This window comes from Hymenobacter lucidus, from assembly GCF_020447265.1.
Classification (GTDB): Bacteria; Bacteroidota; Bacteroidia; order Cytophagales; family Hymenobacteraceae; genus Hymenobacter; species Hymenobacter lucidus.
Genome location: NZ_JAJADR010000001.1, coordinates 1,499,890 through 1,515,128 on the forward strand (window position 1 = coordinate 1,499,890; position 15,239 = coordinate 1,515,128).

A 15,239-nucleotide genomic window follows, 5' to 3' on the forward strand; every position below is an offset into this window, starting at 1 on the left:
TAGTAAGAACGACCTAACAACTGATAACCAATGCCTAACAACTAAGCCGACAGGTGCTTTACCCGGTTCAGCAGGTTATCCACCGCGTTGTCGAAGCGCAGGGCGAAGTGCTGCTTGGGCTGGTTGGACCGGAAGAATACCAGGCCGATAAAGAACAAGTCGATTGTCAGGCGCACGTCGGGGTGGGTCTTGATGGTCGCCCAGGCCTGCTCCATTTCTGCCGACCAGTGAATATCATCCAGGATAAATACGCTGCGCTCGGTACGGTAGGGTAGGCACTGCTCGAAGTAGCGCACAGTGGGCTCGTAGCGGTGGTTGCCGTCGAAAAAGGCGAAGTCGATGGGACCGGGCAGCGCGGCCAGCGTAGGGGCTAAGGTTTCGTCCAGATTGCCTTCTACCACCTCAATGTTGGTCAGAGCCAGCTCGGCAAATGTTTGGCGGGCTACGGCGGCGGTTTGGGGGCAGCCTTCGAAGGTGATGATGCGGCTGCGGGAGTCGGGGGCGGCCAGGTAGGCGGTAGTGAGGCCCAGGGAAGTGCCCAGCTCCAGAATAGTGCGCGGTTGGAAATGATTTACCAGCCGGAACAGTAGCTGCCCAAACGGCCGGGGCTTGGCTGCCGTGCGGGCAATGCTGCCGATACTGCGTTGCCGCCCGGCGCCGGTGTGGGAGCCGGCCCCAAAGTCGCGCACGGTAATTAGGGTAGCATCCTGCCGCAGCTGCTCTCGCCGGGCTTCAATGGGTGTGTAGGCCGCGAAAGTGCCGTCGTGGTTGATGACGTGGGTGTAGAGCCCAAAAACGAACGGGGAATGCAACCCATGTGCATTCCCCGAGCGGAACAAAAAGCGGATGTAGCTAAAAGCCTGGAAAAACAAGAAGCAATATTTAGAGCCTGGGGTTTGCTGCTTCGTGATTGACAAATCACCATTCGAGCCAAGCACCAGGCACCGGGCGCGAAGCACAAAAAGCTTAGTTCAGGCGGTAGGGCACAACCAGGGTGAATTCTGGAATCTCGACGCTGAACTCCCGGCCGTCGGCCAGACGCTCCATCTGGTAGGAACCGCGCATCTTGCCCAGGCCCGACTTCAGGTTGCAGCCCGACACGTACTGGTGCGAGTCGCCGGGCTCCAGCACGGGCTGCTGGCCCACCACGCCTTCGCCTTCCACTTCGCGCACTACGCCGTTGGCATCGTAGATATACCAATGGCGGCGAAGCAGCTTTACGGTATATTCGCTGCCGTTGAGAATATCAATCTTGTAGGCAAACACGTAATGCTCCTGGGCCGGGCTGGAATAATCCGGCAGATAGTTGGTCGTAACGCTAACGGTGACGCCCTGCGTAGTGGTCGTATTCATGGCTCCTGTGCGGTTCTGTGAAGGACTAACACCCGTGTCCGGAAATTGGTTTATCTACGCAGGGGCTAGCTGAAAGGCTTGCCACCACCGCAAAAAAATCTTTCCCCTTATGTCTGTAAAGATAGAAGAAAGCTGGCGCAAGGTACTCGCCGCCGAGTTCGAAAAGCCATATTTTCAGCATCTCATTACGTTTGTGCGCGGCGAATACGCCACCACCACCGTTTACCCGCCCGGGCCCGCTATTTTCCACGCCTTCGACGCCTGCCCGTTCGACCAAGTCAAGGTCGTTATCTTGGGCCAAGACCCATACCACGGCAAGGGCCAGGCCAACGGCTTATCGTTTTCGGTGGCCGACGGCGTGCGGACGCCGCCCTCATTGCAGAACATCTTCAAGGAGCTGCAGGACGATATTCCGGCCTCGACGCCGCCCGCCAACGGTAACCTGGACCGCTGGGCCAACCAGGGCGTACTGCTGCTCAATGCTACCCTCACAGTGCGGGCCAAGGAGCCCGGCTCCCACCAGAAGAAAGGCTGGGAGCAGTTTACCGACGCCGTCATTCAGCAGATTTCCCAGCAGAAAGAGCACGTCGTGTTTATCCTGTGGGGTGCGTATGCCCAGAAAAAGGGCGAAGTCATCGACGAGAAAAAGCACCTCGTCATCCGCTCGGCCCACCCTTCACCCTACGCCGCCGACCGAGGATTTTTCGGTTCCCGGCCCTTCAGCAAAACCAACGACTACCTCCAGCAGCACGGCCTGGAGCCAATTAATTGGTAAATCACCGATTATGCTGATGCACCATCAGTTTGGACCGTGTTGGAACCAGGCTCTGGATTCTCTACTTTCTAAGGCAAGCAGTAACACTAAAAAAGGCAGCCCAAATAGGCTGCCTTTTTTAGTGTTACTGCTCCGCATGAAATCAGCGTAATCAGTGATATTTAGTGGATGAAGTTGAACAGGCGGCTCCAGCGGATTTTGTGCAGAGCGTCGGCGTAGGGGTCTACCGACATCCAGATCAGCACGGCTTTGCCCACAATGTGGTCGGCGGGGACGAAGCCCCAGTAGCGCGAGTCGAGCGAGTCGTGACGGTTGTCGCCCATCATGAAGTAGTAGTCCTGCTTGAAGGTATAGCTCGTCAGCGGCTTGCCGTTCTGAGTAAGTACGCCGTTCTGCATCGTGATGCCCTCATTATGCTCGTAGCGCATAATGATTTTCTGGTAGATGGGCGTGTTTTCGGGCGTGAGCTGCACTGTTTGGCCTTCTTTGGGCAACTGCAGCGGGCCGTAATTGTCCTTGTTCCAGTTTTTAGCAACGCCCGTCAGCGACGGAGTACTCTGAGGATAGTCGGGGTTGTTGGGGAATATCTCGGCCTCGCCCTGACCCGCGGGAGCCTGGTCGAGCACAATGTCCTTGATAAATGGTTGCTGCTTAAAGAACGTGGCCGTCTGCGGTGTGGCGTCCACCACGTAGGCGGGGCCAATAGCCGTCATCTGAAGCTGCGGTACGCCGGTCGGGTTGTTGAAATCCGAAATGCCCTGCTCCTGGAAGATCTTGTCGCGCACCGGCTCATTATCTTTCACCTGCAGGTAGTAGCGGTTCTGGCTCTGGGGCGGGTTCTCGGCCGGCTTACCGTTGATATACACCTGCATGTTCTTGATTTCGAGCACGTCGCCGGCTACGGCTACGCAGCGCTTAATGTAGTTGGTACGCAGGTCGGCGGGGTACTGGCTTTCGAAGGGTACGTTGAAGACGACTACATCATTGCGCTTTACCTCGGAGAAGCCCGGCAGGCGGTGGGAGGTTAGCTGAATGGCGTCGGAATAGCTCTTCACGTTGAAACCCCAGAGCGTCTGATGGGTGAGGGGCACTTGCAGCGGCGTCTGGGGCGTGCGGGGGCCGTAGTGCAGCTTGCTCACAAACAGATAGTCGCCCACGAGCAGGGAATGCTCCATGGAAGGCGTCGGGATGGTGTAGGCCTCGAAGGTGGCCCAGCGGATGAGCGTGGCGGCCACTACGGCAAACAGGATGGCATCACCCCATTCCCGGAAGAAGCCCTTGGGCTTTTGCGGTGGCGTATTGGTAGTGGTGTTGGCAGCGGCAAGGCGCTCCTCCCAGGATTGAACAGCCATAAAGTCGGCAAGATGAAAGCGAAAAGCCACCGGAACAGTGGTTCTTAAGACGCTGTAATATCTGAATAATTACGTGGGAAGTCGATGAATTCCCCGAACCCGCCGCCGTACTGGTGGCGGGCCCAGAGCATTACAATCCCAGCAGATCTTTCATTCCAAACACGCCCCGGTGGCTGGGCAGCCACTCGGCGGCCAGCAGCGCGCCCAGCACGAACCCGTCGCGGGAGTGGGCCTCGTGCTTGAGCTCAATTTCATCAACGGCCGAAGAGTACGTGACGATATGGGTACCAACGACTTGCCCGGTGCGCTCCGAAATGATGGCCAGCTCATTGGCAGCTTCCGTAGGCTCGTTGCGCCAGGTCGCTTTACCGGGGAAGTTGCGCAAGATACCCTCGGCAGCCGTCAGGGCCGTGCCGCTGGGCTGGTCTACCTTCTGGGTGTGGTGAATTTCCCGAACCTGCACGTTGTAGCCGCCGAACTGGTGCATTTTAGCGGCTATGTATTCATTGAAGTGAAAGAACAGGTTGACGCCCACGCTGTAGTTGGAGGCGTAGAAGAGGGCGCCGTTCTGCTCCTGGCACAGGGCCTGGGCTTCGGCAAAGTGGTGGAGCCAGCCCGTGGAGCCGCACACCACCGGCAAACCCTGGCGCAGGCATTCCATCACGTTGGCAAAGGCCGCGTCGGGGTGGGTAAACTCGATGGCCGCGTCGACGGACGAAGCGTCGAAATCGGAAATGCGAACCTCGGGGCGGGTGGGGTCTACGATACCAGCAATCTGGTGGCCGCGGGCCACCGCCTGGGCTTCGATGGCTTGGCCCATTTTGCCGTAGCCAATCAGGAGCAGCTTCATTTTAGGGGGCGCTGTGCGCGCGTATTGTTCAGGGAAAGGGTAATGGAAATGCCGGGCGTGAGGGCCGCCGTAGGCATCCAGAGCAGGGAGGGCTGCCAGCGCAGGCCCAAATCGTCGCTGATGTCGAAGTCCTTGAGGTGGGCATCGACGACGGCATCGAGAATCGTCATGGTGTAGGCCAGAGCGGCGTAGGCAATGAAGACGTCGCGCTTATTGCGGTAAAAAATGATGCCCTGGTACACCACGCTGCTGTCGCGGGCCTTGGCTACGTTGGGGCCAAGCTGTTCGCGGTAGTTAGCGGGCCGGTTTTTCCTGGGAGTAGTCAGAATGGCATAACCGTCCACATACTCCCGGTAGCGGGTCTGGTAGAAATACTCGCCGTAGAGCGTGCCGCCGATAGCGCCGTACACCAGGGGCAGCTTCCAGTATTTGCGGTTGTAAATCTGGCCCGCGCCGGGTAGCACTGCTGCCAGCAGGCCCGCCTTTTTGGGCCGCGTCACGGCCATGCCCAACAGCTTTTCCGTACGCCGCGAATCCTTGGTCAGCGTTGGGGTGCTTACTACCGCCGAATCGGGGCCCGCCGTTATAACTTGGGCCTTGGCCGGTAGTGCCAGCGCGAGGGCAGTCAGTAGGCTCAGGGGAGAAATTCGGTTGCGGAAGGCCGTCATTAAACTGGTCGTTAGGCTGGTTGCAGGATATGCAGAATGCGCTGCATATCTTCTACCGAGTCGAACGCAATTTTGATTTCGCCATTGCCCTGGGGGCTCGACTTTACCAGCACTTTGCTACCAAACCGGTCGGAGAGGTAGCGCTCGGTGCGGCGCAGCTCGGCCACGGGAATGTGGATCTGGGTATCCTGCACGGCCTGGGCACTGGGCGCGTCGGCTTTGCGGGGCGCTACCAGGCCGGCGCGCACCAGCTGCTCCACCTTGCGCACCGACAGCTCCTCGGCCACGATGCGGTGAAACAAGGCCAGCTGTTGCTCGGCATCGTCGATGTTGATCAGAGCGCGGGCGTGGCCCATGCTGATGACCGTGTCGCGCAGGCCGATCTGAATATCGGGCGGCAGCTTGAGCAGGCGCAGGTAATTGGTAACGGTCGAGCGGTTTTTGCCCACCCGGTCGCCCAGCTCTTCCTGCTTCAGGTTACACTCACTCACCAGCCGCTGATAGCTCAGGGCAATTTCGATGGCGTTGAGGTTTTCGCGCTGAATGTTCTCAATCAGAGCCATTTCCAGCATCTGCTGGTCGTCGGCCTTGCGGATGTAGGCCGGAATAGCATCGAGGCCCGCCAGCTTGGAAGCCTGCAAGCGCCGCTCACCGGAAATGAGCTGGTAGGCGTTGGTGCCAGTTTGGCGCACCGTAACGGGCTGAATGATGCCCTGAATCTTGATAGATTCGGCCAGCTCCTGCAGGGCTTCCTGGTCGAAGTGAGTGCGGGGCTGGTAGGGGTTGGCCTCAATCTGGCCGACGGGAATAAAGCCGACGGAGTTCATGGGGTGGGGTACGAGGCCCACCCGGTCGCCTTTCTTCTCGTAGCTACCTTCAATTAGGGCGTTGAGGCCGCGGCCCAGGCCCCCGACTTTGCGTTTGGCTACTGCGGGAACCGCCGCCGGAGCGTTTTTCTCTTCGTTCTTCTCAGACATACCGACATTCAGCTTCCACCCAATACCAGGTGAAAGGAGGATTCAAAAATACACAATGGATGGGGAAGCGGCAGGAAAAATGTTCCACGCTGGGCAAATAATCGTGGAACATCGGTGGGAGTGCTTGGCTTTCAGGGAGGTAAGGCGGCAGTCGGGGGTGCGGCGTAGGCCCTGGGCTGCCAATGCGCGTTGGCGGGGGGACCAGGGCCACTGACAGGGCTACCCTGCCTGGGCGTTATTCCCCGGCGGGCTTAGGCAATGCGGTACCGGTGGCCACGGGCGTACCGAAGTTAGGCGTGCCATCGGCATTCCAGGTAAACTTCTGCATCCGGGGGCTGCGGGTGTCGCCGCAGCCCTGCCCGGGTTGGGCATTAGCGTGGTAGATAAGCCAGTCCTCGGTGCCGTCCTTGCTTTGGAAGAATCCGTTGTGGCCGGGGCCAAACGCCCGGCCCGCCGGGTTTTTCACGAAAACCGGCGCGGCCGACTTCGTCCAGGCGGCGGGCCGGAGCGGGTCGGCGGTGGCCGAAGCGGTGAGCAGGCCCAGGGCGTAGTCGTCGGTGCTGCAATGGCTGGCCGAGTACACGATAAAGGTTTGGTTGCCGTGCCGGAGCACTTCGGGACCTTCATTCACGGCCGGGCTACCATTTTGCTCCCAGCCGTACTCGGGCCGGGAAAGCTCGATGCGCGGGCCGACGAGCGTCCAGGGCGTACTCATTTCGGCAATGTAGAGACGCTGCGCCTGGCTGCTGGCCGTTTCGTGGCCCGACCACAGCAGGTAGCGTTTGCCGTTTTGCTCCAGCACCGTGCCGTCGATGGCCCACAAGTCCTGGCCGGGCACGGCTAGGCGGCCCTTATCGACCCAGGTGCCGGTGGTAGGGTCGGGGCTGGCGTTTTCGAGTACGTAGAGGCGGTGCCCGTCGCAGCAAAGCGGGTCGGCGGCGTAGTAGATATACCACTTGCCATCCAGAAAGTGCAGCTCGGGGGCCCAGATGTCGCGCTGATTGACGCCGGCCTGCTGGGGCGTCCAGACCACGGTACTGACGGCCGAGCCCAGCTCCGACATTTTCGCCGTTTTGCGAATCGTCAGGTTGTTGCCCGTCGTGTGCATGTAATAATAAAAGTCGCCCCGGCGGATAACCCACGGGTCGGGCCCAGCCTGGAGCAGCGGGTTGGTGAAGGTGGTGAGCGTGGGCGGCGTGACGGGCGGGGGCGGGGCAGCCGTTTTCTGGCAGGCCAGCGTGAGGGTCAGCAGACTTATGGTCAGCAGGCGGCGGAACAGGCAGCGCATATGAGTAGGCATAGGGCTAATAGTTAGTTGTTATATAAGTGTCGTTGGCTGGGCAGTGCTGCTCGGGTGGCATCTTGGAAAACGAAAATCGAAAGAGCCGCTCCGGCCGAGGCCGGAGCGGCTCTTTGCTGCTTCATTTAGCCTGGCGCTACCAATTCAGGTTTTGCTGCAGCCGGTTCAGGTCGACTTCCGTTTGCAGCAGGGGCAGCAGCTGCGACTTACCGACCACGAAATTGTTGAAGTCCGGGTCGCGGGTTTTGAGCACGTTCACCGAGGCCGCGTCGGAGAGCATGCCCCAGCGCTGTAGGTCGAACCACCGCACACCTTCGCCCGCCAGCTCCGTTACCCGCTCGTGCATTAGCTGGGTGCGCAGCGCGTCGCGGGTCAGGGTAGTGGGCAGCGGGGCCAGGCCGGCGCGCTGCCGCACCCGGTTGACCAGCGGAATAGCGGCGGCCGGGTTGTTCTGCTCATTCAGGGCCTCGGCCTGCAGCAGCAGTACGTCGGCCAGGCGCATCACCCGGTGGTTGATGGGCGAGTCGAAATCCTCGAAGGTGCGGTAGTAGTCGGTCTGGTACTTGCGCCAGTACACGCGGGAGCGGTTGCGGGCGTCTTTGCCGTAGCGCGTCAGAAAGCCGGTGCCGTAGACCAGCGTATCGGCGTCGGCGGGCAGGGCCGAGGGAAACAGGGTTTGGTCGCGGCGGTTGTAGAAGGTGGTGGCCGCCAGGCGCGGGTCGCGCTGCCCGGTAGTGGTGGCTTCCTGCAAAAACTCGCGCACTACCCAGGGCCGCACCTCGCCGTCGTTGAAGCCGAAGCCCGGCACGCCCCAGAACTGGGAGCGTTGCCCGCCCTGCGAGGAAGTGGCATCGGGGCCGCCGCCGGCGTCGTTGCCGCCTTTCTTCTCATCCGAAAACTGCACCTCGAAGATGGACTCCTTGTTGTTTTCGGTGGTGTGGCGGAAGTTGTCGGCATAGTTGGGTACCAGCTCGTACTGGGGCGAGTTGATAACCTGGGCAAACTGGGCCTGCGCCTCGGCCCAACGCTTGTTTTGCATATGCGCCTTGCCCAGCAGCGTGGTAGCGGCGCCCCGGGTGGCCCGGCCCACGTCGTTGCCGGTGTAGGAGAGGGGCAAGTCGGGCTGGGCGGCGGTCAGGTCGCTTACCACCAGCGCCCACACGTCGGCTTCTTTGCCCTGGGGGCTGGTTTGGTTCAGGTTGGTGGAGTACTGGGTTACGAGGGGCACATTGCCATAGAGCGACACCAGATTGAAGTACGATAAGGCCCGCAGAAACCGGGCTTCGGCCACGATGCGCTTTTGCAGCTGCGCGTCCATGCCCTGAATGGTGGGCACCCGGTCGATAACCTGGTTGCAGCGGAAAATGGTGCGGTAATGGTCGCGCCAGATGTTGTTCGATACCTCGAAGTCGTAGTTGGTCTGGATGAAGTGGGTGAAGTCAGCCAGCTCGCCCCAGGGGCTTTGGCTGAAGCCCGTGTCGTCGCGCAGGTCGAAGGCGAAGTGCAGCCAGCGGCGGTACATACCCAGCCCCTGCAGGCCGGCGTAGCAGGCCACCGAGCCCCGCACGGCGTCGTCGCTGGTGCGCCAGCTGAGCTCGGTCAGGGGCAGGTTGGGGTTGCTCTGGTCGAGCAGGTCTTTTTCGCAGGCCGTGGTGCTCAGCAGCAGCATGCCGGCCAGGCCCAGGCGGGTGAGCAGCGGAAGAAAGGAGGCTTTCATATCGGGAGCTACTTAGAAGTAAAAAGAACCGGACCTAGAAGCCCGCCTGAATGCCCAGCGTGAAGGAGCGCAGGTTGGGGTAGGAGCCCTCATCGACGCCGCGGGCCAGGTTGTTGCCCAGGGTGTTGAAGGCGCCGCTGCCCACGGTTTCGGGGTCGTAGCCGGTATAGTCGGTCACGGTAAACAGGTTCTGGGCCGTGGCAAACACGCGCAGCGAGGCCACGTATTTGGTGCGTTCCAAGGCCGTTTTGGGCACGCTAAAGCCCAACTGCAGGTTTTTCAGGCGCAGGTAAGAGCCGTCTTCGAGCCAGCGCGTGGAGTTGAACCGGGCGTTGTTGCCGGCGGCCTCCCCGTTTTGCGGCCCGCCCGACTTGATGGCGCGCGGCGTGGAGGTGGAGGGGTTGGTGGGCGTCCAGGGGTTGAAATCCGCGCGGTAGTTGCTGTTGTCGGCTGTGTTGTCGGTCAGAAACCGGCTCAGGTTCATCACGTCGTTGCCCTGTACGCCCTGCAGGAAGGCCGTCAGATCGAAGCCGCCGTAGCCCAGGTTCAGGTTCAGGCCGTACTGCAGCTTGGGAAACACCCGCCCGACGTGGGTTCGGTCCTTGTCGTTGATGACGCCGTTGTTGTCCTGGTCCTTGTAGCGCACGTCGCCCGGGGCCAGGCCGGCCGGAATATTGGCCTCGCCGGTCTGGTAGATGCCGTCGAACTGGTAGAGGTAGAACGAGCCCACTTCGTAGCCCACCTCGGTGCGGGTAATGTCGCGGGGGCCGCCGTTGAAGAAGTTGGCCGAGCCGGTACCCTCACTGCCAGCTGTACCCAGGTCCAGTACCTCGTTTTTGAGCGTGGTCAGGTTAGCCGTGGCCCCGTAGCGGAAGGTGTTCCGGTCGTCGTTGTAGCCCAGCACCACCTCGAAGCCCCGGTTTTCCAACTTGCCCAGGTTGCGGTAGGGGTTGTCGCCGGCGTTGCCCAGCGTGAGGGGCAGATTGGGGTTAATCAGTGCGTTGAAGGTTTGCGACACGTAGTAGTCGGCCGACAGCGTCAGGCGGTTGTCGATAAAGCCCGCGTCGAAGCCCACGTTGGTGGTGCGGCGGTCTTCCCACCGGATGCCGGTGCTGGCGTAGTTGGTTTGGATGGCCCCGTTCTGAATGCCGCCGCCCAGCACGTAGTTGGCGTTGGTGTTCAACGAGCCCTGCGAGTTGTAGGAGCCGCCGAAGAGGCCGCCCAGCAAGTCGTTGCCCAGGCGGCCGTAGGAGGCCCGCAGCTTGAGGTCGGAAATGCTGGTGATGCCCGTAAAGAAGGCTTCCTTCGACACCCGCCAGCCCACGGAAGCCGCCCCGAAGTTGCCCCAGCGCTTCCCGGCCTCAAAGCGCGACGACCCGTCGCGGCGGTAAGCGGCCGTGAGCAGGTAGCGCTGGTCGTAGTCGTAGGTAGCCTGGGCGAAGAAGGACTGCTTACCCCACACGTACGACGAGCCGATGGCCTGGGGCGTGGTGGTGCCCGCGCTCAGCTCCCAGAAGTACGTGGGGCCGGTGCCGTAGCCGAAGTTCACGCCCCGGGTAAAGTCCTGCTGGAAGCGCTGCTGGCTGTAGCCGCCCACCACCGTCAGGTTGTGGTTGCCGAAGCTCCGGTCGACGGTGAGTGTGTGCTCGGCCATGCCGAAGAGCTCGGTGCCCTGGTTTTCGCCGAAGTTGGAAAGTTGGGTAATGTCGTTTTGCCGCCAGATGCCGTACTGCCGCTTCTGCTGGTCGTGAAAGGCGTGGAACTCGGTGGCCAGATTGAGGCGGTAGCGCAGGAAGTCGAAGATGGATACCTCGCCGTACACGTTGCCCTGCAGGCGGTTGGAGGTGCCGGTGTCGTTGAGCAAATCCTGGGAGGCCAGGGGGTTCAGGCCAAAGGTGCTGGCATTGCCGTTGCCGATGCCGTAGCCGCCGGGCGTGGTGGCGTCACGCACGGGAATGACGGGCAGCATCTGCACCACGTTGTAGAACGGCGAGCCGTAGAAGGGAATGACGTTCAGGCGGGTTTGGTTGGTGCGGGAGAGCATGGCGTTTTCGCCGAACCGAAACCGGCCCCGGTTGAAGCCCGTGTTGATGCGCATGCTGTAGCGCTCAAACTCCGGCCCCTTCACCGTACCGGTTTGCTTGAAGTAGCCGCCCGCCACGTTGAAGGTGGAGTTGGGCCCGCCGCCCGAAAAGTTCAGGTTGTAGTCCTGAATCGAGCCTTGCTGGAAGAATTCCTCCTGCCAGTCGGTGTCGGTGCCGGCCGGCAGGCTAGCCGCGTAGGGCTGGCGCGCCAGGCCGGCATTGTCGTAGGCCTGGTTGTTGATGGCGGCCCACTGCTGGGCGTTCATCAGGTCCAGGCGGCGCACCAGGTTCTGCACCCCGCCGTTCACGCTGAAATTAATGCCCGTGGTGCCGGCTTTGCCTTTTTTGGTGGTAATGATAATCACGCCGTTGGCCCCCGAGGCTCCGTAGGGCGCCAGGGCCGCCGCGTCCTTGAGCACCTGCACCGATTCGACGTCGGCTGGGTTGAAGTCGCGCTGTCCGCCCTGGCTTTGCACCCACAGCCCGTCGATAACGTAGAGCGGACCGCTACCGCTGGCAATGGTGCCCAGGCCGCGGATGTTGATGTTAGGCGCCTGGCCCGGCTGCCCGGAGTTGTTGACCTGCACGCCCGGCAGCCGGCCCTGAATGGCTTCCCCCACGGAGGCTACCGGGGCCCGGCGCACTTCCTGGGCACTCACGCTGGCCACCGAGCCCGTCACGTCCTGGCGGTTCTGAGTCAGGTAGCCCACTACTACTACTTCACTGAGCTGCTTGGCATCCACGGCCAGGGCTATATTCACCTCGCTGCGCCCACTCACGGGCACATCCTGACTCAGGTAGCCCACGAAGGAAAACGTGAGTGTAGCATTATCACCCACGGTGAGGGAGTAGCGGCCATCGGCATCGGTGGTTGTGCCGTTGGTGGTGCCTTTTTCGAGCACGGTTACGCCCGGCATCGGCTGGCCTTTTTCGTCCAGCACCCGCCCACTGACGGGCGTAGCTACCGAGGCCAGCGCCGCAATGGGCACCCGGCTGGAAACCGCAGAAGCTCCCGCTGCCGGAGCCAGCAGCAGCCCGCAGAGCGCCGCTGGCACTGTCAGCGCACAAGTTCGGAGTAAGTTGTCTTTCATAGGATGGGTAGGATAGAAAGGGTGGGAGAGAAAGTGCGCGTGATTTCCGCAAACGTTTGCAGGTAAAAACAGCCGTTGGGTGCTGCATCACAGTTATTTACGCCATGAAGACTGGCAAGCGCCACAAGGGCCCGGGTTCGGACAGGCGCTTTCGGGGAAGCAAGTGGTAGAAGCTACCGTAATGGGCTACTATCCAGAGGTATATTTACTTGGTAACTAGCAACACAATGTAATACCTTAGTATCAGAATATATAAAATATTGTCATTAAAATACTATTGTTGTGCTTGTGCTACGTGTGTGAGACTCTACTGTTGAATGCCTGGTCAAGCAGACTATAGCTCATCAACGACGTATTGCTGTCGGCTTCTCTTCCACCATTTCCCTGTTTCACCATGTCTTCCCGTCGTGATTTTCTGCAGCAGGCTACCGCCGGGCTAGCGGCTCTGGCCCTGCAAAGCCAGGCCGTAGCCCGCGCCGCTGGCCGCACTTACACCAACCCCGTGTATGCCGGCCAGTTTCCCGACCCGTTTGTGCTGCGCCACCAAGGGCGCTACTACGCCTTTGGTACCACCGGGCAGGAGCGGACGGCCGACGGGCGGATTTTCACGGTGCTGACTTCGGCTAATCTAGTGGATTGGAAGCCGGCCGGTGGCGCCCTCAACCCGCCGGAAGGAGCAACCGGGGCCGACTTCTGGGCACCGGAGGTGACGTACCACAACGGGACTTTCTACATGTACTACTCGATGGGCGGCGGGGCTATTGGCGCCTCGGTGGGGCACCGGCTGCACGTGGCTACCAGCAAAACGCCCCAAGGCCCCTACACCCAGGCGGCGCTGCTCGACGTGCCCGCCAGCAAGTTTACCATCGATGCCCACCCGTTTCAGGACACCGACGGGCAGTGGTACCTCTTCTATGCCCGCGACTTTACCGACTCGGATAACGGCTACCGGCCCGGTACCGGCCTGGTCGTGGACCGGCTGCTGGACATGACGCGCCTAGCCGGGGAAAGCCGCACGGTGATGCGGGCCCGCCACGACTGGACGGTGTTCGAGAAAAACCGTCTCATGCCGCTCTACGACAACCGCACGTTTGCCGAGTGGCACACGCTGGAAGGCCCTTTCGTGCGCCGGCACGCGGGCAAATACTACTGCTTCTACAGCGGGGCCAATTTCCTCACCCCGCGCTACGGCGTCGATTACTGCGTGGCCGATTCGGTGCTGGGGCCGTACTCCGATGCCGGGGCGGAGAAGGGTCCGCGGGTGCTGGCTGCCGTAGCGGGCCACGTGCGCGGCCCGGGCCATCATTCGCACGTGCTGAGCCCCGACGGGAAAACCGAATACCTCGTGTACCACGCCTGGGACAAAGGCATGAAGGAGCGGCAGCTCTGCATCGACAAGCTGGCCTGGACCACCCAGGGCCCCCGGTGCCAGGGCCCAACCTACACGCCGCAGCCGCTGCCCTCGTGACAATGGCGGCTGACCGCGTGTCAATGCGCGGTAACGAGGCAACAATAGCGACTAACCGGGTGTCAATGACTACTTACCTCGTGACAATGCGTTCTGTCCAGGTGACAATGGCTGCTGACCTTGCGTCAAGGCATATTGACCGGGTGACAATGGGTTATGTCAGGCATGCAGCGCCTTAGGAAGGCAGATGGCGCGGGCGAATTCGCAGCGAAGCTGCTCAGGCGTAGTGGTCACTCGGCAGAGCCGAGCGACTGTGGGGGCGGCTCCATCAGTGCTGCGCTACCGGATTGGTGTGCAGACCCAGGATTTCTACCACCTCACACATGCCCATCTGCCGGGAGCCTTCCGCGAAGTAGCCGCGGAGCCCACGCCGGATATGAAGCTGGTGAAACGCACGGGACGTAGCGGGCAAGATGAACATATCGGCCAACCCATGCAGCGGAACGTAGCCTTCCGTCAGTAGTGCGCCGGAGGGCAGCAGAAATTCCGGCCAGATCATAAACGTGCTGGTCGATATGCTCTTGTCGGCGTAGCGGAAGTCCCAGCGGACGTGCTGCAGCAGGGGCGTCTGGCGGCCGCCTTCTTCGGGGCGATATAACTGGTAGCTAACCCGAAAGTCGGGCGGCCGGCCCGTTTGCTCGGTGTAGGATTGCATAAGTAATAGGCTCGTAAAACAGCAGAGGCCGACGAAATTCGCCGGCCTCTGCTGGAGTTAACGGAAGCAGCAGCTTATGCCGCTTCGCCTTCGGCCGCTTCGGGGGCGCCGGCGGCTTCCACGTTCTTTTCCACAATTTCGCGGGCCAGGTTCAGGTAGCTGATGCTGCCTTTGCTTTCGGCGTCGTGCAGAATGACGGGGATGCCGAACGAGGGCGACTCCGACAGCTTCACGTTGCGGGGGATGATGGTATCGAAGACGAGCTGCTGGAAGTGGAGCTTCACTTCTTCCACCACCTGGTTGGAGAGGCGCAGGCGCACGTCGTACATCGTGAGCAGGATACCCTCGATTTCCAGCTCCTCGTTCAGGCGGCTCTGGATGATCTTGATGGTGTTGAGCAGCTTGCCCAAGCCTTCGAGGGCGAAATACTCGCACTGCACGGGCACAATCACCGAGTGGGCGGCCGTCAGGGCATTCACCGTAATCAGGCCCAGGGAGGGGGAGCAGTCGATGATGATGAAGTCGTACTGATCGATGAGGGGGCGCAGGGCGTCCTTCATCTTTTCTTCCCGGTTGGGCAGGTTGATCATCTCCACCTCGGCGCCCACCAGGTCGATGTGGGAAGGCATCAGGTCGAGGTGGGGCAGGATATTGGTGTTCAGGATGATATCCTGGGCATTGATGCCATCCACCATGCACTCGTAAATGCTGTTCTCGATGTCTTTCGGGTCGAAGCCCACGCCGGAGGTGGCATTGGCCTGCGGGTCGGCATCCACCAAGAGCGTCCGGTACTCCAGCGCCGCCAGACTGGCCGCCAGGTTGATGGCCGAAGTGGTTTTGCCTACTCCGCCCTTCTGATTGGCTACCGCAATGATTTTTCCCATGAGGGGTGATGATTGATATGTTGATTGTTGACTGCTGATTGTTGACCGTTGGCGGTGGATTGTGG

General features: G+C 61.0%; 13 protein-coding genes. 2 read left to right on the forward strand and 11 right to left on the reverse strand.

What is annotated here, in order from left to right; genetic code table 11:
• Positions 1 to 41: 41 nt before the first annotated feature.
• Together LGH74_RS06390 and apaG are read right to left on the reverse strand one after the other, a co-directional pair.
• Entirely contained in the window at positions 42 to 812 is a 771-nt protein-coding gene (locus LGH74_RS06390) for an O-methyltransferase (RefSeq protein ID WP_226173475.1), read from the reverse strand.
• Between the two features lie 154 nt (positions 813 to 966).
• Positions 967 to 1,353: a Co2+/Mg2+ efflux protein ApaG gene (gene apaG / locus LGH74_RS06395; RefSeq protein ID WP_226173477.1), complete on the reverse strand. Its 387-nt coding sequence runs from the start codon at positions 1,351 to 1,353 to the stop codon at positions 967 to 969.
• 109 nt (positions 1,354 to 1,462) lie between these two features.
• Between apaG and LGH74_RS06400 the strand changes: the two genes are divergently transcribed.
• Positions 1,463 to 2,128 carry a uracil-DNA glycosylase gene (locus LGH74_RS06400; RefSeq protein WP_226173479.1) on the forward strand — a complete coding sequence of 222 codons (666 nt, stop codon included), beginning with the start codon at positions 1,463 to 1,465 and terminating at the stop codon, positions 2,126 to 2,128.
• A 161-nt stretch (positions 2,129 to 2,289) separates the two neighbouring features.
• Here LGH74_RS06400 and lepB read toward each other — a convergent pair whose 3' ends face one another.
• The 7 genes from lepB to LGH74_RS06435 form a co-directional block, all read right to left on the reverse strand.
• A complete protein-coding gene (gene lepB / locus LGH74_RS06405; RefSeq protein ID WP_226173480.1) occupies positions 2,290 to 3,480 on the reverse strand; it encodes a signal peptidase I in 1,191 nt (396 codons plus the stop codon).
• 130 nt (positions 3,481 to 3,610) lie between these two features.
• A complete protein-coding gene (gene dapB, locus LGH74_RS06410; RefSeq protein ID WP_226173482.1) occupies positions 3,611 to 4,330 on the reverse strand; it encodes a 4-hydroxy-tetrahydrodipicolinate reductase in 720 nt (239 codons plus the stop codon).
• Positions 4,327 to 4,998 carry a DUF5683 domain-containing protein gene (locus LGH74_RS06415; protein ID WP_226173483.1) on the reverse strand — a complete coding sequence of 224 codons (672 nt, stop codon included), beginning with the start codon at positions 4,996 to 4,998 and terminating at the stop codon, positions 4,327 to 4,329. Before LGH74_RS06415 ends, dapB begins: the two co-directional genes overlap by 4 nt.
• A gap of 11 nt (positions 4,999 to 5,009) precedes the next feature.
• Positions 5,010 to 5,975, reverse strand: a complete 966-nt coding sequence (locus LGH74_RS06420) for a ParB/RepB/Spo0J family partition protein (protein WP_226173485.1) — start codon at positions 5,973 to 5,975, stop codon at positions 5,010 to 5,012.
• 235 nt (positions 5,976 to 6,210) lie between these two features.
• Positions 6,211 to 7,275, reverse strand: coding sequence for a glycoside hydrolase family 43 protein (locus LGH74_RS06425; RefSeq protein ID WP_226173487.1), 1,065 nt, complete (start codon positions 7,273 to 7,275; stop codon positions 6,211 to 6,213).
• A 136-nt stretch (positions 7,276 to 7,411) separates the two neighbouring features.
• Positions 7,412 to 8,992: a RagB/SusD family nutrient uptake outer membrane protein gene (locus LGH74_RS06430; protein ID WP_226173489.1), complete on the reverse strand. Its 1,581-nt coding sequence runs from the start codon at positions 8,990 to 8,992 to the stop codon at positions 7,412 to 7,414.
• Positions 8,993 to 9,026: 34 nt separating this feature from the next.
• A complete protein-coding gene (locus LGH74_RS06435; protein WP_226173497.1) occupies positions 9,027 to 12,167 on the reverse strand; it encodes a SusC/RagA family TonB-linked outer membrane protein in 3,141 nt (1,046 codons plus the stop codon).
• Between the two features lie 394 nt (positions 12,168 to 12,561).
• Here LGH74_RS06435 and LGH74_RS06440 point away from each other — a divergent pair, with 394 nt between their 5' ends.
• On the forward strand, positions 12,562 to 13,635 hold the full coding sequence (locus tag LGH74_RS06440) for a glycoside hydrolase family 43 protein (RefSeq protein WP_226173499.1): 1,074 nt from the start codon (positions 12,562 to 12,564) through the stop codon (positions 13,633 to 13,635).
• A 268-nt stretch (positions 13,636 to 13,903) separates the two neighbouring features.
• On the opposite strand, the gene LGH74_RS06445 is transcribed toward LGH74_RS06440, so the two are convergent.
• On the reverse strand, positions 13,904 to 14,290 hold the full coding sequence (locus LGH74_RS06445; RefSeq protein ID WP_226173501.1) for a hypothetical protein: 387 nt from the start codon (positions 14,288 to 14,290) through the stop codon (positions 13,904 to 13,906).
• A 74-nt stretch (positions 14,291 to 14,364) separates the two neighbouring features.
• Positions 14,365 to 15,174 carry a ParA family protein gene (locus LGH74_RS06450; protein WP_226173502.1) on the reverse strand — a complete coding sequence of 270 codons (810 nt, stop codon included), beginning with the start codon at positions 15,172 to 15,174 and terminating at the stop codon, positions 14,365 to 14,367.
• Positions 15,175 to 15,239 lie beyond the last annotated feature (65 nt).